This is a genomic window from Shewanella sp. MEBiC00475, from assembly GCF_005234075.1.
Lineage (GTDB): Bacteria > Pseudomonadota > Gammaproteobacteria > Enterobacterales > Shewanellaceae > Shewanella > Shewanella polaris.
On record NZ_CP039928.1, the window covers coordinates 3798159 to 3822170 of the forward strand.

The 24012-nt window shown below is 41.8% G+C and carries 16 protein-coding genes; 7 read left to right on the top strand and 9 right to left on the bottom strand.

Annotation, left to right across the window (positions count from 1 at the left end; translation table 11 throughout):
* Positions 1–100 precede the first annotated feature (100 nt).
* Positions 101–973 (bottom strand): GGDEF domain-containing protein, encoded by an 873-nt coding sequence (locus FCN25_RS16920; protein WP_137226579.1) that lies wholly within the window; start codon positions 971–973, stop codon positions 101–103.
* A 161-nt stretch (positions 974–1134) separates the two neighbouring features.
* Here FCN25_RS16920 and FCN25_RS16925 point away from each other — a divergent pair, with 161 nt between their 5' ends.
* The 6 genes from FCN25_RS16925 (at position 1135) to mdoH (ending at position 12676) form a co-directional block, all read left to right on the top strand.
* Positions 1135–3087 carry a monovalent cation:proton antiporter family protein gene (locus FCN25_RS16925; RefSeq protein WP_137226580.1) on the top strand — a complete coding sequence of 651 codons (1953 nt, stop codon included), beginning with the start codon at positions 1135–1137 and terminating at the stop codon, positions 3085–3087.
* 290 nt (positions 3088–3377) lie between these two features.
* Positions 3378–4502: a HupE/UreJ family protein gene (locus tag FCN25_RS16930; protein WP_254693669.1), complete on the top strand. Its 1125-nt coding sequence runs from the start codon at positions 3378–3380 to the stop codon at positions 4500–4502.
* Between the two features lie 157 nt (positions 4503–4659).
* A complete protein-coding gene (locus FCN25_RS16935; protein WP_137226581.1) occupies positions 4660–4938 on the top strand; it encodes a hypothetical protein in 279 nt (92 codons plus the stop codon).
* 233 nt (positions 4939–5171) lie between these two features.
* Positions 5172–8384, top strand: coding sequence for a DEAD/DEAH box helicase (locus tag FCN25_RS16940; protein ID WP_137226582.1), 3213 nt, complete (start codon positions 5172–5174; stop codon positions 8382–8384).
* A gap of 582 nt (positions 8385–8966) precedes the next feature.
* Positions 8967–10541: a glucan biosynthesis protein G gene (locus tag FCN25_RS16945; RefSeq protein ID WP_137226583.1), complete on the top strand. Its 1575-nt coding sequence runs from the start codon at positions 8967–8969 to the stop codon at positions 10539–10541.
* A complete protein-coding gene (gene mdoH / locus FCN25_RS16950; RefSeq protein WP_137226584.1) occupies positions 10538–12676 on the top strand; it encodes a glucans biosynthesis glucosyltransferase MdoH in 2139 nt (712 codons plus the stop codon). The genes FCN25_RS16945 and mdoH overlap by 4 nt, the downstream gene beginning before the upstream one ends.
* A gap of 148 nt (positions 12677–12824) precedes the next feature.
* Here the strand turns inward: mdoH and FCN25_RS16955 are convergent, their stop codons facing one another.
* Both FCN25_RS16955 and FCN25_RS16960 read right to left on the bottom strand, forming a co-directional pair.
* The gene (locus FCN25_RS16955) at positions 12825–13829 is read right to left on the bottom strand and encodes an NADH:flavin oxidoreductase (protein WP_137226585.1); all 1005 of its coding nucleotides are present in this window, start codon (positions 13827–13829) and stop codon (positions 12825–12827) included.
* A gap of 8 nt (positions 13830–13837) precedes the next feature.
* A complete protein-coding gene (locus tag FCN25_RS16960) occupies positions 13838–14452 on the bottom strand; it encodes a LysE family translocator (RefSeq protein ID WP_137226586.1) in 615 nt (204 codons plus the stop codon).
* Positions 14453–14660: 208 nt separating this feature from the next.
* On the opposite strand from FCN25_RS16960, the gene FCN25_RS16965 reads away from it, so the two are divergent.
* Positions 14661–15128 carry a tRNA-uridine aminocarboxypropyltransferase gene (locus FCN25_RS16965; RefSeq protein ID WP_175405894.1) on the top strand — a complete coding sequence of 156 codons (468 nt, stop codon included), beginning with the start codon at positions 14661–14663 and terminating at the stop codon, positions 15126–15128.
* Positions 15129–15316: 188 nt separating this feature from the next.
* Here the strand turns inward: FCN25_RS16965 and FCN25_RS16970 are convergent, their stop codons facing one another.
* From FCN25_RS16970 to FCN25_RS16995, 6 genes are all read right to left on the bottom strand, one after another.
* A complete protein-coding gene (locus tag FCN25_RS16970; protein WP_254693670.1) occupies positions 15317–17953 on the bottom strand; it encodes a glycoside hydrolase family 3 C-terminal domain-containing protein in 2637 nt (878 codons plus the stop codon).
* 13 nt (positions 17954–17966) lie between these two features.
* Positions 17967–18692 carry a DUF6445 family protein gene (locus FCN25_RS16975; RefSeq protein ID WP_137226588.1) on the bottom strand — a complete coding sequence of 242 codons (726 nt, stop codon included), beginning with the start codon at positions 18690–18692 and terminating at the stop codon, positions 17967–17969.
* 5 nt (positions 18693–18697) lie between these two features.
* A complete protein-coding gene (locus FCN25_RS16980) occupies positions 18698–20191 on the bottom strand; it encodes a tryptophan halogenase family protein (RefSeq protein ID WP_137226589.1) in 1494 nt (497 codons plus the stop codon).
* A 44-nt stretch (positions 20192–20235) separates the two neighbouring features.
* Positions 20236–21240 (bottom strand): cupin-like domain-containing protein, encoded by a 1005-nt coding sequence (locus tag FCN25_RS16985; protein WP_137227451.1) that lies wholly within the window; start codon positions 21238–21240, stop codon positions 20236–20238.
* A gap of 45 nt (positions 21241–21285) precedes the next feature.
* Positions 21286–22008: a SapC family protein gene (locus FCN25_RS16990; RefSeq protein ID WP_137226590.1), complete on the bottom strand. Its 723-nt coding sequence runs from the start codon at positions 22006–22008 to the stop codon at positions 21286–21288.
* 123 nt (positions 22009–22131) lie between these two features.
* Positions 22132–23718, bottom strand: coding sequence for a tryptophan halogenase family protein (locus FCN25_RS16995; protein WP_137226591.1), 1587 nt, complete (start codon positions 23716–23718; stop codon positions 22132–22134).
* Between the last annotated feature and the right edge of the window lie 294 nt (positions 23719–24012).

Consider the following 24012-nt stretch of genomic DNA (forward strand, 5'->3'; position numbering starts at 1 on the left):
ATGCAGTTATTAAAGACCTTATTGATTGATATAAGGTCTTTTTTTACAATTAGTTGTCAGTTTGGATGGTAACTTTTATATTACTTATCCCGAGTTCAGGCTATTTATCGCAGATTCGATAACAATTGCGACCAGCTGCTTTTGCTGCATACATTGCTTTATCTGCTCGTTCGTATAAATCTTCTACCTCTTGCTGCGGTAACGACTCCGCAACGCCGAAACTGCATTGAATGTTATATTCGGTGAGTTCAGCATGTTTTGGCATCATTTCTATAATACGTTCGCATACATTTGCCGCCGCGTGGGATCCGCCTTGGGTAATTATGACAAATTCGTCACCACCGATCCTGAAAGCTTGGTCGGTATTACGAATGGCCTGATTGATTAACTCTGCAAAACCAACTAATACAAAATCACCCACTTTATGGCCGTGTACATCATTAAGTTGTTTAAATTTATCTAAATCTAAAACAATTAACGACACTTGCCCTTGCCGGCGATTGACTCGTGCTAATGCAATATCAATAGCTTGCCGATAATAGTAACGGTTACCTAAGTTAGTTAATGCGTCAAACATGGCTTGATTTGACATATTTTGATACTTTAACGCATTATTTAACGGCTGAACTAACACACTTTCAAGTCGTTCTAATATTTGTTTTTGTGACGGCGTGAGGGGGACTGATAACTGATATGTTATGTAAAACATATCATTAACAGTACGTTGTAGTTCAATACCGTAGTGACGTCCCCAAACAAATTTCTGTTTATCTAGGGTCAACTGCACTCCTTTGACAGGCAAATGTTGTCCTAGGGTTTTGCCAAAACAGGCAAAAACTGTCCGAGGATCTAAACTTCCATGTAGTTGTTGAATTACTTGAATAAGGTCTAATTCAGATTCCGTATTCAAGTAAGTGTCTGAACGATACCAGTAATCTTCAGGATATAATTCTGTTGCTATTGAAAAATCCATTGTATTTGTTCCAGTACGTGACAACTAATTACTATGTTAATAGCAATAATCGTGCCTATGAAAATTTTTCTATAGTTATTAATTGGTTATTGTTTTACTGTAGTAGAATTAAAACGTTTAATTCCCTTTCGACAGTTTTTTGACAAGGAGCCTGATCCCGAATGGAACACAGCATTTTTATCCATATTTTGTTGATGCTTGTGATTGCTATTGTGGCGATTGCATTGTTACGTAGACTTGGCTTGCCAGCTATTTTAGCTTATTTGTTGACCGGGGTTGTGAGTGGCCCCAATGGTTTCCATTGGTTTACCCAGTTACAAATGCAATCAGTGGCTGAGTTAGGTGTTGTACTGTTAATGTTTACCCTCGGCCTTGAGTTTTCAGTACCTCGATTGTGGGCAATGCGTCGCACCGTTTTTGGTTTGGGTAGTGCACAAATGCTGTTAACGGCTTTTGTGGCTGGCGGTATTGCTATGTTGGTTGGGCAAAACTTAGTCGCTGCAGTGGTGATTGGGTCTGCTATCGCGCTATCGTCGACAGCCATTGTGTTGAAGTTGCTTAATGAACTGGGTTGGTTAAGACGAAAGCATGGCGAGCTGTCGGTTAGTGTGTTGTTATTTCAAGATTTAGCGGTAGTGCCGTTATTGATTTTAATGCCGCTGTTAGCCAAAGGCGGTGCTGAAATGAGCTTCAACAATATCGCCTGGGGATTACTCACCGGTATTTTGGCCTTTTTAGGATTAATGTCATTTGGTAAATGGATATTGCCGCGGATTTTTGATGAAGTGGCACGCTCACGTTCAAATGAGTTATTCGTGTTATCAACCTTGGTTGTAGCCCTAGTGACCGGCGCATTTACTCAATGGCTTGGGTTGTCGATGGCATTGGGGGCTTTTATTGCGGGGATGTTGTTGGGTGAAAGTCAGTATCGACGCCAGCTAGAAGCTGACATTAGGCCATTTCGTGATTTATTAATGGGCTTATTTTTTATCTCTATTGGTATGCTGTTAGATTTCAATTTAGTGATGCAATATTGGTGGCAAGTATTATTGATTTTGGTCGGCGTGGTGTTAACTAAAATATTGATCGTGCATGGTTTGCTTAAACTTGTGGGCGAAAATACCAAGGTATCGCTCAGTACCGCAATCAGTCTAGGCCAAGTTGGTGAGTTTAGTTTTGTATTGTTAGCATTGGCGGTAAATTATCAATTACTCGAAACCGAAGTGAGTACTGTGTTAGTTGCGGTGGCGGTGATTTCGATGTCGATGGCACCTTGGTTGATCCGTCATAGCGTTGATATTGCCAAAAAGGTCAGCGGCAATAGATTGTCTTCTAAACAAGAAGCAATAGAGAGAGCATTGCCTCCTTCTGATAGCAGTGATGCAGTTCTTATTTTAGGTTATGGCCGTGTAGGACAAACCATTGCCCGTTTTTTAAAAACTGAAGCCGTGCCTTACATGGTAATGGATTTAGATCCTACTCGGGTGACAGAGGCGAGGGCTGCGGGTGAAAATATTCATTTTGGTGATGCCTGCAGGATGGCGCTATTAAAGAATATGGGCATACGCCAAGCCAGTTTAGTAGTAGTGACGTTTTGCGAACCCAGACAATCCGAAGAGTGTTTAGCCGTGGCGCGTAAGCTTGCTCCTGACGTAAAAATATTGGTGCGTACTCGTGATGATAGTAATTTGCATGAGCTTAAAGACGCGGGTGCCACGCAAGTTATTCCTGAGTCGCTCGAAGGTAGTTTGATGTTGGTCTCGCAAGTGTTGTACAAATGTGGCGTACCATTACCCCGTATCATTAAACGCCTTGAGTCTGAGCGGCGTAATCACTATCAATATCTACATGGCTTTTTCTCGGGAACTGAAACTGACTTCACCTTGGATTTATTGCACGCGGTGTCATTGGCTTCTGGAGCCAGTGCGGTAGGTAAAAAAGTTGCCGATATTCCGTGGCAAACTTTGGATGTAGAGCTACGTGCTGTACGCCGTAAAGGGGAGGAAATAGATCCGCCACCACCAGAGTGGGTGTTAACTCGTAATGATATTTTAATGCTGGTGGGTAAACCGCGCAGTATTGAGAAAGCCGAAGAATATTTACTCCAAGGCTAAGGACTGTTGATTATCTTAGAAACACCATAGCGAACCTATGGTGTTTTTTTATAGGTTTGTTTAATGCATTGATGTTTTATAATTGACTTCCTAGGTTGTTTATCCACATTTTTTGTAAACGTTAATAAGTACTTTACTGAATAACAATAATCTGGCAGGTAGAAGCTTTTGTATAACTGATTGTTTTAATAGCAAGCTAAAGCATTGTTGGGTCGCGCTATTAATGATAAAACGTTAGTATTACTCGCCGTCATCTTTGTCTCGACAACATAGTCTGTAAGGACCCTTTAGTGAAACGATATAGACAATTCCTTAAGTTGTTCACCAGCAGTGTATTATTGCTTTCGATATTATTTTGTTATAGCAGTTTTGCCCATCAAATGAGCACCAGTTATTTGTCTGTTAACGTGGATAAACAAGGGCAAATACAGGGGACTTGGCAAGTGGGATTTTTTGATATCAATCAAATTGTTCCTATGGATGATAACCAAGATGGCGAGATCACTTGGGCAGAACTACAAGCCCATCATGTGGCTGTGGTTGATTATTTACAATCTTCTTTAGCCATTGGTCGACAACAAGATTGTCCGCTGACTTTTAAAGACGCCCAACAAATTGATCAGCATTTTAATGAAGGCTATTTAGTCGCCTCGTTTCAAGCAGAGTGTAATAGTTCGGGGGTGTTATCCATCAATGATCAAGCCTTTTTTGATATTGATCCCGATCATCAAGTGATTGTGACTATTACCGTGCCCGATCATCAATACGCTCGTGTAATCAATAACGATAAGCCAACAATATTGGTTAATTTAGGTGAAAGTCAGGCCAGCGCTACGTTTACTGAATATGTTTATCAAGGCATGATTCATATTTGGAAAGGCACAGATCATATTTTATTTTTGCTGGCATTGTTGCTCACTTGTGTATTGGTTCGAGAACAAAAAAAATGGCATGCAATCGATAACCCGAAACAAATTTTTAAGGATACCGCGTGGATTGTTACCGCATTTACGTTAGCGCATTCAGTCACGTTAACGGCCACTGCGATGGGAGTCCTTAATTTCAGTAGCCATTGGGTTGAGCTTGGCATCGCATTGTCGGTGTTGTTTGCCGCCTTAAATAATGTGTGGCCAATTGTATTGCGATTAGGTTGGATCACTTTTGCGTTTGGCTTATTACACGGCATGGGATTTGCTGGAGTATTAGGTGAACTTGGATTGCCTGAAAATCAAAAATTATTAGCAATTTTATCATTTAATGTTGGCGTTGAAATAGGCCAACTGGCTATTTTAGCGGTAGTTTTGCCGTTATTAATATTTATTCGTCATACCCTCTGGTATCGAAACTGGGGGATGCAACTTGGCTCGGTCGCGATTGGATTGATGGCAATACAATGGTCTGTTGAGCGTTTTTAGTGAGTCATTAATTTTTTCATAGTAACCATTTTACATGGCTGTTACTTTTTAACGTGATTGATCGAATAAGATTTTTGAGCGTGTTGGTATAGGTAAATAGAGGCGTTAAATGATTGTGTTTAGTTGGGTTGTTTTATCAATAATAACAATGAGTTTTTTGATATATAAATTGAATATGATGACCCAAGGTATTTGCCAATATATTCAGCTTTACTATCCTGACGAGTATCAACGTTGCCATGACATGAGCAGTAAAATGGAGCAGGCACAAAAGTATACTCAAATTCTGTTGATGGAGTCGTTTCATTCTGGTCATTTATCATTGTTGCAAGATCCTGCTTTACAGCGGTTAAGACATCAATTAACTCGCTTAAAAACCTTGTTTTTACTTTCGCCTTTTTTATTGATGATTGTGATTACCATAATCACCTATTGATGGCGCGAATGGGTTAAGTGTGAAATTTTTGTTTGTTAATCAAGATCGACAGTCGATTTTTAATCTTGGTGTACTTTAGCGAAGCCACAGCTGCTCGATTGCGTTATTAGTTGAGTTTTTTGCTCGAAACATCAGCAAAGCCTAGATATTATCTGCTTTCTTCCATAGAATGGTAAGTTAACTTTTTATCAGCAGCCATTGCTTATTTTGCTGCGGTTTTATTAGGTATATTGATGTCGGCGAAACTGTTTAATCTTCCCATTAAGCTCTCATTAGAGATGATTGCGAAACTGTTTTCGGCCCCCCAAATTCAAAAAGCGCAAAACTATTTGATCCAAGGCCGTGTGCTAGAAGTCACTGCTAGTAGTGATAACCATGACATTGAAGCCTATGTTCAAGGTTCTGCAGCAGAGCCATATAGGCAAGAAATCACCCTAGTGAATGTTAATCACAAAATTGTGATGCGTTCTTATTGTACTTGTCCGGTCGGAACCAACTGCAAACATGTTACAGCAGCATTGCTGGCACTGGTCGATAAAAAGCCAGTTGAAGAACAACGTATTCACCAATGGTTACGTCAGCTTGACGAACAAAAGACGGTTGCTGAGTTTGAGGTTGAAGATGAAGAAAAAGACCGCATTATTTATGTGTTGTCCAATGACCCTCAGGGCATTTATGTTGAGTTTAAACGCAGTAAATTAAATAAAAAAGGTCAATTTAATAAGGGCAGTAAACTTGCTTTGGCCGATATTCGTTACAGTATGCCGTGGTGGATAGATCCTGAAGATAAGCAAATTATCAGCTTATTATTATCATCAAATAATCATGGTTCTAAAATTTACATTGAAGGTGAAATTTCATTTTTAGCGATTACAAAAATGCTGGCTGCAGAAGTGTGTTTTTGGGAAGAAAATCGCACACCGTTAACGTGGGGCAAAGCCATAGTGCCTGAGTTTATTTGGCTTGAGCATGATAAAAAACACACCCAAATGCAAATGCGTATGCCAGGGCTGGAAAATTGGGAATTTATCGCCACAGTGCCACCATTATATGTCGAGTTAGATTATTTGCATTTAGGTCAAATCGACACTGATTTGCCGGTAAAAAAATTGAGTTTATTGCAACACATGCCGCCCGTTCCATTAGCTCAAGTTGATGCGATTAGCCATAAAATGCTGCAGCACTTTTCACCTAAAACGGTACCGGTGCCAAGTGAAATTGATTTTTGTGAAATCACGGATCCATTACTGACTCGATTAACCTTTACCCGCGAGTTTTTTGCCGGCAGTCAGATTATGCAACCGGTTATTCGGGTGGATCATTGTTATGGCGAAATAATATTTAATGCCAGCACTAAACCTGAGCGTATTAGTCTTGTTAAAAAAAATCAGATTCAGTATCAAGTACACCGAGATACTGAAAAAGAACTTGCGGCATTGCAATCATTAACTGATGTTGGTTTGGTGACACTAGAGCCTGAGAATGTTTTAGCGAGTTCCCAGCAAGCTTATTATGTCAGTGTTGGTTTATTACCAGAATCTATCTTCGAATGGTCTGAATTGACCAGTAACGGTCTTGATGCATTGAATGCATTAGGCATGGAGATTCATTTTGATGATGACTTTGACCTACAAATTACCGATGCTCAGCTAGATGTCGACCTCGTAGACGATGATGAATCAGGATGGTTTTCACTATCGCTGAGTGCCGATATTGACGGCCAAAGCGTACCGTTATTAGCCTTAGTGGCTCGTTGGTTGCAACAAAATGGTGAGCCGGCAGATGATGATGAATTACTTTTACCTGGGCCCAATGGTGGCTTTATTAAAATTAAAGCTAAAACCATTAAGCCATTAATTAGCATTATCCAAGAATTGTTTAATCGTCATTCTGGTGATGTTATTGCTATACCCCGTAACCGTGCACATATTTTGAATGATTTATCGGCCAGTGACGTGCGTTTGCTTAATGGTGAACGAGTACGCAACCTAGCCACAAAACTGGCAGAGTTTAAAGGTGTCGTTCCCGTAGAGTTACCTGCTGGTTTACATGCAACGTTACGTGATTATCAAAAGCAGGGATTTGATTGGCTGTGTTTTCTTAAAGAATATCAATTAGGTGGCATTTTGGCCGATGATATGGGCCTAGGTAAAACCATTCAAACCTTGGCTTTTTTACTGAAAGCTAAGCAAGACGCGACGATACGTCGCACCAGTTTAATTGTTTGTCCTACTAGTTTAGTGGGGAACTGGTTAAAAGAAGCCCATAAATTTGCACCATCGCTGAATGTCGTGGTGATCCACGGTAGTAAACGCCAGTCGTTATTAGAGCAAATTAACCAGTTTGATGTGGTGGTAACCACTTATCCATTAATGCTTCGAGATGAAGCCATTTACAGTGAATATGTGTTTGAGCACATTATTTTGGATGAAGCACAGCAAATCAAAAATGCGCAAGCCAAAGTGACTCAAGTGATTAAAACCCTTAAAGGTAAGTTTCGCTTATGTTTATCTGGCACACCGCTTGAAAACCATTTAGGCGAGCTAAAGTCGTTAATGGATTTTTGCTTACCGGGTTTATTAGGCCAACACACTTATTTTAATAAAGAGTTTCGTGGCCCAATTGAGAAACAAGCTGATGTAGAAAAGTCGCAGTTATTGAGCAAACGAATCGCTCCGTTTATGTTGCGCCGAACTAAGAAAGAAGTGGTTTCTGAGTTACCCGAAAAAACGGTGATTATTCAAACTTTGGAACTTGAAAAAGACCAACGTAATTTGTACGAATCTATCCGTTTAGTGATGGAGAAAAAGCTGCGTGAATTATTTGCTAAAAAGGGAGTTTCAAGTAGTCATATTGAATTTTTAGATGCACTGTTGAAGCTACGTCAAGCTTGTTGCGATCCGCGTTTAGTGAAGCTTGAACAAGCGCAGCAAGTCAAAGACAACGCTAAAATGACGTGGTTAATTCAAAACCTGCCAGACATGATTGAAGACGGTCGTAAAATTCTTATCTTCAGCCAATTTACTGGCATGCTGGCGTTAATTGAAGATGAACTAAAACGTTTGGCCATTAGTTATAGTAAGTTGACGGGGCAAACTCGTGACCGACAGACTCAAATTGATGCGTTTCAAGAAGGCGATAATTCAGTGTTTTTGATCAGTTTAAAAGCTGGTGGTACTGGGCTTAACCTAACCGCTGCTGATACTGTTATTCACTTCGATCCTTGGTGGAACCCAGCGGCAGAACGTCAAGCAACTGATCGCGCTCACCGTATTGGTCAGTTAAATCCAGTATTCGTGTATAAATTGATTGCTCAAGGCACCGTTGAAGAGAAAATTCAAGAAATGCAGCAGCACAAACAAGGTTTAGCAGATAGTATTTTATCGGATGGCACTCAAGGTCCATGGCAGGGTAATGCCAATGATTTATTGGCTTTGCTCAGCTAGCTTTTGGCGATCTCGTCTACTTTAATCAACCTACATTGGCGCTCCAGGTTTACTACACCAACTCAATATGTCATATGTTGAGTTGGTGTTTGGTTCTATATTGGTTTTGTATTTCGACCAAGTATGTTTGGAGTGTTAAAGATTATTCATATAGTAGGGAAATTACTCAAAATTCTTAGATTTTTCTGTTAATACTAGAACAACTGTTATGTTCAAGTTACTTGGCATTGATCTTTAGAAAAAATCGGAGTGATGTTCATAGTGTTAAGTAAACTAAATCACTTCTGTCGGAATACTGCCATTAAGCTGCTCTTTGTCCTACAACAGTGTTTCATTAACTTATCATAGGCTCGCGATTGATATGTCAATGTGCCTTGTTAGTAAAACAAATGACAAGTTTGATTTGAAATAGACCCAATATTCTATTGTTAACTAATTTATCCCACACCTTAACCCGATCTGAAGTTAAGTCGAGCTCAATGATCTTCGATTAAAATCATATTTCTAGATTTAGACATTAGTATGATGTTGTAACATTTTGTTGTGAAATTATTTTGTGAATTTTCAATAAGGAATTTTGATATGTTCTGTAATTCACCAGTTAAACAAATGGTTGATGATAGATTTTCTGTGAAAGCTTTGGTTAATCTTGCTGTATTACTTTTGTTAGTATCATGGGCAAATGTTATTTATGCAGAAACGCCAATCTCCAAGCCTGATAGTAAGCCATTCTCCCATGACACAGTCGTAGACGTTGCTCGAAAACTGTCCCAGACCCCCTTTATCGAACCCAAACAAGCCCCCGAAGCGCTGACTAAAATAGATTACTCAACCTATCGTCAAATTAATTTCCAACAACATGCCGCTATTTGGGGCAATGCGCCCACGCCTTTTTCGATACAGTTATTTGCTCCTGGTTATATTTATCAACAGTTGATTGACATTGATGTGGTCGAGAGCGGTAAATCATTTCCGGTTAAACTCTCAGAATCCTCTTTCAAAGTACCCAATCAATCCATCGGCAAAATATTAGAACAAGTCGGTAAATATGCTGGATTTCGTCTGCATTATCCAATAAATCGCGATGATTATAAGGATGAGTTTCTGGTATTTCAGGGCGCCAGTTATTTTCGCGGAGTATCGAAAGGGCAAGCGTATGGTTTGTCCACTCGAGGACTTGCCATCAATGTTGCCGATCCTAAAGGCGAAGAATATCCTCTGTTTAAAAAGTTCTGGATTGAACGACCATCAAGCCACCAAAAGGCGATTGTTGTTCATGCGTTGCTAGACAGTGTAAGTGTGACGGGTGCCTATCGTTTTGCTATTTATCCCGGTGATCCAACTCGAATGGGTGTCGATGTGATGCTTTTCCCAAGGCAGGATGTTAAAAATGTGGGGCTGGCACCGTTAACGTCAATGTTTATGCATGGTGGCATAGATCGCGCTGATAGTGCCGATTACCGTCCAGCGGTGCATGACTCTGAAGGACTGTTAATGGAAAAAGGCAACAGTGAGAAAATTTGGCGGCCACTCAATAATCCTCGGGGATTACAAGTGAGTTCTTTTATGGATGAGAATCCTAAAGGATTTGGTCTGATTCAACCACATAGAAAATTAGATTATTATCAGGATCTTGAAGCAAATTATCATCTTCGTCCATCTGCCTGGGTTGAACCAACTGGTGATTGGGGTAAAGGCAGAGTCGAACTGGTTGAGATTCCATCGGATTCTGAAGCCAATGACAATATTGTAGCTTATTGGAAGCCAGAACAAGGCTTGAAAAAAGGTCAGCCATTCGCGTACTCATACCAACTGACTTGGGTTGATAATATTCCCAACACAGAGGGGAAAGTCAGGATTGTTCGAACTGCTGGGGGCCGTAAGTTATCGACGGATAAAAACGAAATCGTTATCGATTACAGCCATATTAGTGCTGACGATGTCAGTCATATTCACGTGGATGCCAGTATCAGCAGCGGCGCTATTTTGGAATCACGCATTGAGTCTAATCCCAATGTTGATGGTGCCAGAGTTTTTATCACGTTTGATCCTCAAGATGCCGATGTTGCTGAATTACGTGTACAGCTTAGGAACAAAGATAAACCAATTGGTATGACATGGCTGTATCGATTTACAGCAGAGGACTGGCCTTTATGATAGAAAACAATAATCCTCGATCTGCTCAAGTTAACAATACCTACTATGGCGGACGTGCATTGCCTGACGAGTCGCCATTGGTTATGTCTCGTCATGAGGTTTCTGAGCCGGGCCACAGGTTGAATCCGAGTCAACAAACTGTGTGGTTTACGCTTCGAACATTTGTTGCACGGTTATTTGTGTTTATGGTCACCGCGGGTTTATCGACTTATGGCATAAGAGAAATGTATTTGGTGCTTAATACCAATGCAATTACCAGTTTACAGATGGTCTTTTTAGTGTTGTTTAGCATTAACTTTCTCTGGGTTGCTTTTGCTTTTTCACAAGCTTTATTGGGCTTTCTGTTACATCTCAAACCGCGTCTAATTAAAGAGAACGAGATAGAACCAAGCTTCAGAACAGCTATATTGCTACCCATTTATAATGAAGACCCGCTTCGTATCAGGGCCACCATAGAGGCTATGAGTGCGGATCTCATTGCTACAGTACCTGGAAAATATGCTTTTTTTATTCTCAGTGACACTAATCGAGCTGATGCATGGATTGCTGAGGAGCATACTTTCTTTGAGTTGATCAATAAAAATCAGTATGGCTGTCCGGTTTATTATCGTCGACGTCATCAAAATAGTGAACGTAAAGCTGGGAATATCGGCGACTGGGTTCAACGCTGGGGAGGGGATTATGATGCCATGATAGTGCTTGATGCTGACAGCATAATGAGCGCAAAGTCGATGGTGACATTATCACGTCGTTTAGCTGGCGCACCTGGCGTCGGTCTTATTCAAACCTTACCGACACTGGTGTTTGCCAATACGCTTTACAGCCGTTTGCAACAGTTTGCCAATCAATGCTTCGGTCCTATTTATGCCGAGGGTTTGTCGGCTTGGCATGGTTTGTCCTCAAATTTTTGGGGGCATAATGCCATTATTCGCACCAAAGCATTTGCTGAGTCCTGTCATCTGCCTATTCTGTCTGGTAAAGCGCCTTTTGGCGGCCATGTGTTAAGTCATGACTTTATAGAAGCGGCTTTGCTTCGACGTGCAGGGTGGGGAGTTCGTTTTGATACTGATATTGAGGCTTCATTTGAAGAAGCTCCACCGTCGTTAATTGATGTGATGATCCGTGACCGACGCTGGTGTCAGGGCAATTTACAGCATTCGGCATTTATGTTTGCCCGAGGTTTTGTGTTACCGACTCGATTACATCTATTGTCTGGGGTGATGTCTTACCTGAGTGCAATTTTTTGGTTAGCCTTGATTATGGTAGGGCTTGCGATTGCCGTGCAGGCGGCTTTTATTCGTCCGGAGTATTTTGCCAATCCATCGCTGTTCCCAACATGGCCAGTATTTGATTCTGAGCGTGCGTTAAGTCTGTTTATCGTCTCAATGGCAATTGTTCTCGCACCTAAAGCGTTTGGGTGGTTTGCTGCCTTGATTAATATTCCTCGTTGTTTACGATTTGGCGGGCCAATATTGTTAACGCTGAGTACGTTGTTGGAAATGGTGATGTCAGGTCTATATGCGCCTATTCTGATGGTTTCTCAATTTGGCGTGGTGTTGTCTATATTTCGAGGAAAAGACAGTGGCTGGATGCCGCAATCTAGAGACGATGGTGCATTGAGCTGGATATCAGTTGTGCGTGCTCATGCAGGTCACACTGTGTTTGGCGTTATGCTTGCATTGACCGCACTGCTGCTGAGCAAAGAACTATTTTACTGGTTACTACCGATTACGATAGGGTTGATGTTATCGATCCCTTTGTCATGGCTAAGTGGTGGCGCGAGGCGAACTAAATGGATTAAAACCATTGGATTACTGCGAGCGCCTGAAGAAAAGAATCCAGTTAAGATTTTGGTGGAATTGAAAAAGAATCTAGCTAATTTGCCCCATTTACAGCACATACATCCGTTTAGTCGGCTGGTAAATAATCCTATATTATTTAAATGGCATCTTGCTCAGTTACCTGACTTAGGCGAACAGAAACCGACATTTTATGCCCCGAGAATCATTGCTGAGTGGAAATTGAATCATGCTGAAAGCTTATTGCAATTAGAATCATGGTTAGAACCGGCAGAGGTGATAGCATTATTAAGCAAAGCGGATTATCTACAGAAATTGAAAACAATCGGTAACTAATTTCTATCACTCGTCTTTGTAACACTTACTAAAAAGCCCCTCAATAACGCGTTATTGAGGGGCTTTTTAGTACTTAATACTTAGCAATTAAGATTAGATTTAGGCTCTAGAGCATCATTTAGCGCGAGCCATTACTGATGTTACTGCATTATTTATGTTGAGCCATCACTCGGGTTGCAAAATCACTTGGACCCGCCAAAATAGCCCTGCCTACTGCCACTAAATCGACTTGCTTAGTCGCCAAAATGGTTTCAATGTAATTCACTGTTTCAATACCGCCGACACCAATGACCGCGGCAGAGGTTTTACCGGTTAACGGTGCTGCATCTTCAACTAAAAAGCCTTCGCCGCGTTTATCTTTGGGGCGATTCCAACCGCCAATACCTGAAGATACATTGAGTATTTCAACACCTGCAGCAACTAACCACTGGCTAACTTGACCCATATCAGCATGAGATAACCCTCCGGGATAACCGTCTTGCCCAGGAATGCGAGTCATTATTGCCAATCTTGGTGTGGCTTGTTTTATTTTGCTCACAATTTCGAGCAATATTCTGGCGCGGTTTTCAACACTGCCGCCGTATTGGTCTTGGCGTTGATTGGTCAGCGGCGATAACCACTGATTGATGCCGTAACCATGGGCACAATGGATCTCGACTAAATCAAAACCAGCTTTATCCGCTCGAATAGCGCCATTAACAAAGTCTTGTTGCCAAGTCGCGATATCCTCCAATGTCATGGCGCGGGGGGTGGGTAATACCCGATCGTATGCTGGCACCGTTATGCCAGAAGGGCCCATTATATCGGTGCTAATACCGGCACTGTCTTTACCGCCACAATGGGTTATCTGTAAGCCTGTTTTAACATCCATTTGATGTAATAACTTGGCAATGTTACTGAGTCCGGGTAAACACGCGTCATTATGTGCACCCAGTTGATTAACTTCGCTGCGACCAGCAAGATTGACATGGCTGTACTCTACCATTACTAGGCCAGCGCCAGACTGGGCTAAGTTTTGATAATGGTTAAAGGTTTGTTCGGTAGCTAAACCATTACTGTCTGCAGTTTGTGATGCCATTGGTGGTACCACAACACGGTTTTTTAAGGTTAATCCACTTGTTAAGGTTAATGGGGTAAAGCGTAACGCGGTCATTGATAATCCTATATCGTAATAGCAACTAAAATGCCTGAAAGCAGCATGATAGACCCTGCTATACGATTCATTATGGTTGTAAAATTGGGTGAGATAAAGAGTCGTTTAGCACCCGATGCGAGGTAAGCATAAGCGAGGTTAACAGAACCAAAAGCGCAGGTTGCAATAGTGAGTATTAGGATAACGTCGGTAAAGCTGACGTGATTCATCGGTACAAAAGCAGGAAAAAAGCTGACATAAAATATCAATGCTTTAGGGTTGCTTAGGGCGATAAAGCTACCTGTGATGATGTTTTTAAACTGACTCACTCTCAGTGTCGTTGTTAATTTAGCGCCTTTAGCCGTTGCGCGCAGCATGCTGAATCCAAGCCAACATAAATACAACGCACTGGCGTATTTTATCAATTCGAATGCTGGCCCTATGGCGTTAGCTATAGTGGATAAGCCAAACAGTGCTAACAATATACAGAGATAATCCCCAAGCAACACGCCAAACGTTATTGCTGCGCCGTGACTAAATCCATTTGACAGTGATCTTGATACGACCGCAAATACTGCGGGGCCAGGCACTATAGCTAAAATAAACATGGCAAAAAATAACGCGATAACTTGCTGGAATATCATTAGCTGATTTCAACTCGGATTAAAGGACGTGTGACACAAAATAGATTTTGGCGATTATAGCTTAAATTGATGGTGCAAATGTACTGCAAAGAATAACGTAATTCTATTAGGGTATATTTTTATCATATTGGCATAGTTGCTGTTTTATGATTTTAGCATCGCTGTGTTACATTATGCAGATAAAGCATTCATTCGGTTAGGTATTATTGTGAATATTATTTTGTTAACCCATACTCGCGAAGTGTTGCGAGCCAATAATACTGGGCAGTTGGTGTCTAAGGTATTAGGTGAACGAGCACGAGTGGTTGAATGGCACCGTAAACAACCTGATGCAGCCTTATTGAGTTTGATCGCAGCAGGTAAGGTGGGGTTGGTATTTCCAAGCGATGAGATTGTGACAGAGACTCATGTATCGTCAGCATCTGCAGAGTATTTAGTGCTTATCGATGCAACGTGGCAAGAAGCGCGCAAGATGTTTAATCAAAGCCCTTATCTTAAGACTTTACCTCGCGTTGCATTGCAAGCTTCTCAGGCTTCGATTTATCCATTACGGCGTAATCAGATAGAAGGCGGTTTATGCACCGCAGAATGTGTCGCTTTGCTGCTGAAAAATGCTGGTGAACCTGTGTTGGCGAAACAACTAACCGATCAGCTAATGGCATTTATTGAGGATTAATGTTTAGTTGAGATTGGCGAGTACCTGCACCACAATGTTTACGTTACACAGGGAGAATATATTGGCAGAACCCGCGTACATAAAGCTGTGTCCTGCCTTTTTGCTGGTGTATAAAGCAGACTTATCGTCAGTAAACTTAATGCAAGTAAACTTATTGTCCATAAAGAATGCTAGCAAGTCACAAGCTATTATTTAGCCTTATTCTGATAGTCAAAAGTTTTGCGTAAGCGAATATCGGCAACCGATGCGCCAATCATTACTTTAAACTCGCCAGATTCTGCCAACCAATCATTAGTGTTAACGTCCCAGAATGATAAATCACGTTGAGTGAGGGTAAAGCTAGCGGTTTTCGTTTCGCCGGCTTTTAACCAGAGTTTATCAAAACCTTTTAGTTCTTTAGTGGGGCGCGGAACACTGGCTTTGGCATCGTGTAAATACAACTGCACTACTTCAGCGCCATCCACTTTACTGGTGTTAGTAATATCTACACTGACTGTCATAGTGTCATCGCCAGCAATACTCGCACTTGATAGCTTGATGTTTTGGTAACTGAACTGGCTGTAAGACAAGCCATGGCCGAAGGCAAACAAAGGTTTAATTTGTTGTTGCTCAAACCAGCGGTAACCAATAAATACCCCCTCAGAATACAACGACTCGGTTTCGTTATAGTCATTTAAGGCAATCGGTGCTGTATCGGTGAGCTTTTTCGGTATGGTTATTGGCATTTTACCACTTGGATTGGTATCGCCAAATAACATGTCTGCATAAGCATTACCGGCTTCCATACCACCATACCAACCCCAAGCTATGGTGTTGGCCGTTTCAGCCCACGGCATTTCAACCGCTGAACCACCAATCAAAAACACTATTGTGTTTGGGTTGACGTTAAGCAGTTTAGTTATCACTTCGTCTTGCTGGCCGGGTAAGGTCATGTTTGGGCGGTCAATCGATTCACGATCGTCAGCATGGCTTAAGCCACCAAAATAAATGACAGCGTCTGCTTTTTTTGCAGCGGCTAAATACTCTTGTTCACTATTGTATAAGCTGTTGGGTGTTTCCCAGCCTAATGTGGCTTGTTTGTCGCCTTGGTAGCGTAAGCTAATCGCATAGGTTTCGCCCGCGGTTAACTTGACTGTGTTAGTTATCACTTTTTCCGAATTTGCTGAGGTTGTATTGAGCAGTGGTTTGTCATTAATGTATAACGCTACTTTGCCATCTGCTTTAATATTAAAGCTGTGGCTGCCAGTTTCGATAGGTTTAAGGCTTGCTTTAATTTCAATAAATTGGCTTTTGCCTTTGGCATCAAATTGCGGATCGGCGATCCATGATTCGCTGGCCAGCTGCTTCATTTCATTGTCTCGGTAATAGTTAATTTGCCAAGACGGGGTGCCTGTCCAATGGCGAGTGGTGAGATAGTCATTCGGAATAGGCATAAAGTCGCTGCTGGCTGGGCGCATAAAAGTAATATCGACTTTGTCACCGAGTTTGGCTTTTAAACCATCAAGCGGGCTAATTTCATATAAAGCTTTGACTTCAGATGAACCACCACCAAAACCATGTCGCTTATCGGCATTAGGGCCTAACACCAGTACCCGTTTGAGTTTATTCGGATTAAGCGGCAGAGTATTAGTGTCATTTTTTAATAGCACGATACCGTTAGCGGCAATGGTTTTGGCATCATTACGATGTGCTTGAGTGTTACGCTGACCCGATAAGCGCTGTTTATCCATCATGCCGATACTGAGTTGTACCCTTAAAATACGGCGGACTTTGTCATCTAAAACCGCCACGGGTATTTTGCCTGCGTTAATCATGTCCAATAATGGTTTAGCTAAAAAGTAATCGTCGAAATCAGCGACATCGGTACCCATTTCAATATCAAGGCCATTCATTGCGGCATCATAGGTATTGATGTCGACATTCCAGTCGGTTAATAACACGCCTTGATAACCCCATTCACCTTTTAATATTGTATTGACTAGGTGAGCGCTTTGGTTGGCATTGGTGCCACGAAACTCGTTATATGCGCCCATAATGGCATACACATTGGCTTGTTTTACTGCCGCCTCAAAGGCGGGTAAATACACTTCGCGCAAGGTGCGTTCATCCGGTTTGGCGTTTACCCCAGTACGGTTGAGTTCCTGAGTGTTTAAGGCGTAATGTTTTACTGTTGCTCCTACATCATTAGCTTGAATCGCTAATACTTCTGGCACCACTAAACTGGCGGCTAAAAAAGGGTCTTCACCCATGTATTCAAAGTTACGCCCATACAATGGCAATCTTGCGAGGTTAACCCCTGGGCCAAGAATAAGGTCCTTATTGCGATGGCGTGCTTCTGCACCTAATACATTACCGTGAAGGGTCGCCATATTAGGGTCCCAACTTGCCGCAACGGCAGTTAGTGGTGGCAAGTAGGTCGAATAGTCGTTAGTCCAGCCTGCGGGTGCCCAAGAATCACGTTCAATTTCGTAGCGCACTCCGTGGGGGCCATCTGACATCCACATTTCATGTATGCCTAAGCGCTCAATGGCAGGGATATGAAATTTACCTGCAGCATGTACCAAGGATACTTTTTCAACCAGTGTGAGCTGTGGTAATAAACGATTAATCTCATCTTCAACATTACTGATCCGATCGCCAATACGCAGTTTTTCACTGTCTGGCAATGTTGTTAATGCATGCAGCATTTCTGGGGTGATATTTGGGTGGGTGGCAAATGCGCTAGGAGTGACACTAAATAAGCTGATCGCAAGCAATGCAGCATGCGTTTTATTGCGTTTATGTTTATAACAAGTAGGCATAAATGCCCAAAGAGGGTTAATCATAACGTGATCCCTGTTATTGGAAATTGATAAATATATTGGCGGTTAGGCGGCCAGAAATGGGGTTAGCATCTATATCAGCTTGTGGGTTTACCAAGGTTGAGTGAAGCAAATTGCCCGGGTAAATAATTAAGCGATTAGGACGATATTCTATTTGATGATACAAGCTGTAATGTTCATCGCTAGCAACAAAGTAACTGGGTGTAGTGTGTTTTTTGTCATCGAGAAAAGGTTGTGCTTTAACAAAATATTGGTCGATATTTTCTGCGGTGATCCGCTCATAACCACTCAGATTATGCCTAAAAAACCCCGTGTCACCGTGGGGCCCATCATTTAAATAATGCAAAATGGCAAAGTAATACGGGCTTGGGGTGTCAAAATGGGGCAAGCATTGCAGCGGTGCTAAGCTTTCTGGTTGTTTGTCGATTAACGAATAAACACACTGCTGCGGCTTTAGCCGTAATTGGGTTGGAATGTGGTAAACATCATAAATTAGCTGAAATACCGCATTGATAACGTCGATGATATATTGTCTTGGCAGTGCGGTGCGTTGCCCAGGGTAATATGAGCCTTGGTCTTGACTGAATTGGCTGTCATTGATAGCAATATCAATTAGCTTGGTGATATCACCTGCAAAGTTATCAATAACGATGATCGGCGTTTGTTGTTGGCCAATGTATTGCACCTGTGGTGCAAAGTTATTGACCTCAACAATCGGCGTTGTAGTTTCTGATGCTGACATCCGCTTTAGCCCTGCATCGCAGTCGATTTACAATAATGTTCCACAAAATCATGATGAGCAGGCAAGGTTTCGACTTTGCGTTTTACGGTCGCTTTAATGCTGTTTAAAAAGCTTTGTAATTCAGCTTCTTCCATCATGTCGACAATTGGGTGGTACTCTTTAGGTTCTAGACCTTGTCCCATCATGACTTGGATCCACGAGCTTTCACCAAATAGCTCGTTACCGTATTTGTAAACCTTGCCAGACTGACTGAACATGTCGATACGATGTTGTAATGACGCTGGAATTGGCATGTTTTTACAATAACGCCAAAAACGGCTGTCTTCGCGGTCAGTCACTTTGTAATGGAGAATGATAAAGTCGCGAATATTGTCCATTTCTATCTTGGTTTGCTGATTAAATTCATCTACGTCAGCCTGAATAACCCCATGAGAGGGGAATAGCTGTAATAAGCGTACAATACTGCGTTGGATCATATGAATGCTGGTGGATTCTAAAGGTTCTAAAAATCCTGCTGATAAACCAACAGCAATACAGTTTTTGTTCCAGTGTTGACGACGTGTGCCGGTTTTGAACTTGATTACCCGCGGTTGATTGATAGGTGAACCTTCAATATTGTTCAGTAACAACTCGGTCGCGTCGGCATCAGAAATATATTTACTGCAAAAAACCAAGCCATTACCAGTACGAGTTTGCAATGGGATGCGCCATTGCCAGCCTGATTCTCGAGCAATTGAGCGCGTGTAGGGAATGGGTTTCTGTACCGCTTCAGTTTGTACTGCAATAGCACTGTCGCAAGGTAACCAATGACTCCAGTCTTCAAAGCCAGTATTCAACGTTTGTTCAATTAATAAGGCTTTAAATCCGGTGCAGTCGATAAATAGATCGCCTTCAATTAACTCACCATTTTCAAGCTGTAATGCGCGAATATTACCTGTGTCTTCATGTTGCAACACATCGGCAATTTTACCTTCAATACGGCTTATGCCGTGTTGCTCAGCAAATTTTCGCAGAAACTTAGCGTAAAGGCTGGCGTCCATATGGTAAGCATGGTTGTAATCTTGGTTTGGCAACACCGCAAAACGCCCTTGGCGAGCGGCTAAATGTTCGGTGCAATAGTCACCAATTTGGCTGACCATATTTTGCTGTTGACCTTTTAGCCAAAAGTGCTGAAAACCACAGGCCCAGCAGTCTTTGCCTAAAAAACCAAATGAATGTAAATAGTCTTTATTGACGTCATGCCAGTTTTCAAATTGAATACCGAGCTTAAAAGTTGCGTTGGTAGCGGCCATCACATCTTGCTCTTTTAATCCCAGCAAACGATGAAAAATGTGCAGGGTAGGGATGGTGGCTTCGCCTACACCAACGGTGCCAATTTCGTCGGATTCAACTAAAACAATATCCAGGTTTTTGCCTAATAGTTTGCTAAAAGCGGCAGCTGCCATCCAACCTGCTGTACCACCACCGGCAATCACTACTTTTTTGATTGATTTATTCATCTTGGCATCCTGTTTAATGTCTTAGTATCTTGCTGTGTTCAGCATTATCGTTTTAATTTGTTGATTAAATCTGCGCGTAATTTACGGGCATTTAGCTCATCTAATGGTTTGGTTAACATGCCTTTGGCGTTGTCGGGAATATGGCTATCATCAACGTCATCGTGGTCGAAAATATAATGATCGAATAAGGCTTTCCATGCTTGGCGCTGTGCTTTAGGTAATGAGCGTAAACTTAGCATGCTGTGCAGTAGAGCATTATTCGGTCGACCCAAATGGCCTGGTGTGTCGCGCCACCAATGAGTAATGAGAACGTTAAAGTCTTCAATGCCGCGAACGTGATGCCACCACATACTGGGGATGAAAAGCACATCGCCTGGGGTCAATTCGGCAGTAAGTGATGCCGCCAGTGCCTGCTTGAATTTAGGGAAACGCACAAAATCAGGAGCGGCGAAATCCACCATACTGATATCTTGTCCGCCAGGAGCAAACTCCATTGGGCCAACATATAAATTACTAATTTGTTCTGGTGGAAATAAGGTGAAAGTACGTTTACCTACCGCGTTACAAGCTAGATTGAGCGGGAAATCAAAATGCGCTGCGACATTGGTTTGATTGCCGAGCCAAATACTGGTTAACGCTTGTGTCGGTGATAAATCTAAGCTGTTGTGTTCACCCAGTCCTGGCAAACATTGATGTATGTCAGTTGAACCCATGTATATCCCGGCAGGTTCTGGGTTGGTGTTTTCTTGTTGTAAACGGTTTAATAATTGTTTGAAATCAAGGCGGCCCGCTTGGTAATTAAAGCCATCAACTTGTTGGTTGTAAAACACCCGCCCATGTTGCTCATGGGGTAAATAATATGCAGTAACTTGTGAACCTTGATAAAACTGATGCAGATAATCCATTGCCTTGTCTGCAGATTCTAGACCTGCTTGCACTAGTGGCCATGTAAGGCATAAGCCTTTAAATACCATGGGTTTATCTGCATGTTTAATATGAGCCAACACTTGATCTAAGGTCCAACCGCTAACGCTGTTAACCATTTTCATAGCATCCGTTTGTATTGAATCAGTGTTGGGCATCAGCATAATCGATTAACCTTGAGCATTTTTAAGGTTAAGTAAATCACGGACTTTGGTTTGCGATGCAAGCGCCATGTATATGGCTTGCAAGTATCCTTGTTGATGCAAAGTACCTAGTGTTTCGGCTGACAATGTCGCTAGGGTGTTTTCATTAATGGTATAAAAGCCAATCATTTGATGTTTTTGGCCATTATCTAATTCGATGTCTAAAGTGAAAGATTCGAGTAACTCATGTTGAACTAACACATCAATGAAACGATTGTTGTCGATGAGTCCGTGATGAATGACTTCAAGCATTTCACCGACTTCATCTAATAATGGTGTGTTACCGCCATAAGGTAAAAACAAGGCTTCACCTTCTGTTTTGCTCACTCTTGGGTGGGCTAAATCAACATGAATAACACGCTGCTGATGTTCAACACCATCTTCTTGTACTGTTTGTTGACCAATCAAAAATGGCTGACGACGCACACTTAATGGGATATATGATGCATTCCAACCCGCGTCAGATAAAAACAGATTTTCATTCTGCTGAAAACCAAACAATGCTATTGAGTAAAACTGACCCGTGGCAGCGTCTTTATGAAAGAAAATAGGGTAATGAGCTTGAACGCTGCGAAATTCTTGCGGAAAAGTCAGGCTGAACCAAAGGTTGTCGCCTAATGCGGCAGAACGAGTGGTAATAACCTTAAGGTCTTTATGATCGATGCTGTTGAGTAATACATGTTGGCTCATATTGATGTCCTATCTTGTTCGTTCAAATACGTTGTTGTTATGATTATTGTAGGTGATTCATGGTGCTAGTCGTTGCTAGAGCTAATCATTTTCAATACTAGCAGCTTGCTCTGCTAAAGTAGATTACAGTTTAGAAAACCCATATTGAGCCACTTTTTCAAGTAAAGCGCGATTGCTGAGTAAGTTATTGCTTAATGCTTTAGTGCGTTGCTGGTTATCGTTAAAAAGTCGTTGGGCGAGTTGCTGCATTGACGGTTTTACATGAGTGGGCAACTGAGTGTTAAATCCCATTCCATACAATACATATTGAAAGCTAGCCGCAGGAAACAGTGCTTCTTTGTAGCTAATGTCTTGTTGGCTTGGCACTTGGTAGCGCCACAATTCAAGTTGCGCCTGTAAGCTGTCGGGTATCGATTGGTTGTCGCGATGATCGCGCCAATAACCATCAACTTCACGTTGGCTTATTACATAATGCAGCTTTAAAAAATCGATAATTTGTTGCCAATGCACTTGGTAGCGTTGGTTAACCCTTGCCGCTATGGTGTCCATGACTTGACGATTTGGCGGTAATTGCTGCGCTAAAGTTGATGCTGTCCATTCAATTAATGCTAATGCAGAGGCTTCTAATGGTTCAATAAACCCCGCAGCCATACCAATGGCAATACAATTGTTTTGCCAACACTTGGCTCGATAACCGGGGTTAAAAGATAATTTTCGCGGTTGAAGTTTATCGGCTGCGGCACTAGCAACGCCTAAATAGTTAAACAGCGTTTGTTCGGCGTCGCCGTCATTGGTGTGGCTTGATGAATACACATAACCCACGCCTTTACGTGTTGGTAGGCCTATATCCCAAATCCAACCATTGGGTTGCGCAGTGGAATGAGTACAAGATGCTATAGGACTGTCGACTTGTTCATAGGGTACTTGCACGGCAAGGGCTTTATCATTAAATAAAACGGATTTTTGACATAAAAAGGGCACCTGTAAATGCTCACCTAACAATAGTGACTTGGCACCCGTGCAGTCGATAAATAATTGGCCACTAATTTCACCATGCTCTTTGGTCATCAGTTTATCAATATCGCCTTGGTCATTATTAACAATTTGGCAGACATGATCACGAATATGCTTTACGCCTAGTTTTTGGGTGCAATGTTCGCTTAATAGTTGACTGAATTTTCCGGCGTTGAGGTGATAGCCGTAATTATTTTGGAAGTGATACTGTGGCGATGAAATGGCTTTTGGTGCTAACCCCATTTGAGTCAGAACTTCTTGGCTACTCACCGCCTCTGCAAAACTCACTTGGTCTGCATGGGGTAACCAAAATGGGCATAAATCGAGTTCTTGATGGCCGTGGGGTAAGCTAAAGGGATGTAAATAACTCTCAGATTGAGTTTGGGCGTTATTATTAACTGAGTCATGGCGCCAATTAATAAATCGTGAACCTTGTTTAAAGCTAGCGTCACAACGGCGAATAAACTCGTTTTCATCAATACCGATTTTACTCAATGTTGAACGCATTGAAGGCCAAGTGCCTTCGCCAACGCCTATAGTGGCAACGTCGGGAGATTCTATTAGGGTAATCGTTAACTTTGGGTCGTGGGCCAGAACACCTTTGTCGACATTATGCTCAGCAGCCAATAATCCAGCCGTTATCCAACCGGCTGTACCGCCACCTACAATGACTATTTGGGTGATTGGTTTTTGCATAATATTTACCTACGCCTTTGGCGTTATTGTTATTTTGTGTTTGTAATGCAGGTTTTATAATGTTCAAGTCACATCATATTTAGAATTCAGGAAAATGTAATCACTTTCAAATACTGGTTTTCAATATTGGTAGATGTTGTTGCCAAGTTCCTTTATTAACAATAAAAATAGTAACGTCCTTGTTACTTAATATCTAGCAAAAAGAGGTGATAAAGTTTATTCACCTCAACGACCTTAAAGGAGACTTCAGTGCATTCCACCCAATTAGGCGGAATGTCACTTAGCTCAATATCA

Coding starts and splice junctions, on each gene's coding strand:
- FCN25_RS16920 (WP_137226579.1), bottom strand. CDS start 973: ATGGATTTTTCAATAGCAACAGAATTATATCCTGAAGATTACTGGTAT.
- FCN25_RS16925 (WP_137226580.1), top strand. CDS start 1,135: ATGGAACACAGCATTTTTATCCATATTTTGTTGATGCTTGTGATTGCT.
- FCN25_RS16940 (WP_137226582.1), top strand. CDS start 5,172: ATGTCGGCGAAACTGTTTAATCTTCCCATTAAGCTCTCATTAGAGATG.
- FCN25_RS16945 (WP_137226583.1), top strand. CDS start 8,967: ATGTTCTGTAATTCACCAGTTAAACAAATGGTTGATGATAGATTTTCT.
- mdoH (WP_137226584.1), top strand. CDS start 10,538: ATGATAGAAAACAATAATCCTCGATCTGCTCAAGTTAACAATACCTAC.
- FCN25_RS16955 (WP_137226585.1), bottom strand. CDS start 13,829: ATGACCGCGTTACGCTTTACCCCATTAACCTTAACAAGTGGATTAACC.
- FCN25_RS16960 (WP_137226586.1), bottom strand. CDS start 14,452: ATGATATTCCAGCAAGTTATCGCGTTATTTTTTGCCATGTTTATTTTA.
- FCN25_RS16970 (WP_254693670.1), bottom strand. CDS start 17,953: ATGATTAACCCTCTTTGGGCATTTATGCCTACTTGTTATAAACATAAA.
- FCN25_RS16975 (WP_137226588.1), bottom strand. CDS start 18,692: ATGTCAGCATCAGAAACTACAACGCCGATTGTTGAGGTCAATAACTTT.
- FCN25_RS16980 (WP_137226589.1), bottom strand. CDS start 20,191: ATGAATAAATCAATCAAAAAAGTAGTGATTGCCGGTGGTGGTACAGCA.
- FCN25_RS16985 (WP_137227451.1), bottom strand. CDS start 21,240: ATGAAAATGGTTAACAGCGTTAGCGGTTGGACCTTAGATCAAGTGTTG.
- FCN25_RS16990 (WP_137226590.1), bottom strand. CDS start 22,008: ATGAGCCAACATGTATTACTCAACAGCATCGATCATAAAGACCTTAAG.
- FCN25_RS16995 (WP_137226591.1), bottom strand. CDS start 23,718: ATGCAAAAACCAATCACCCAAATAGTCATTGTAGGTGGCGGTACAGCC.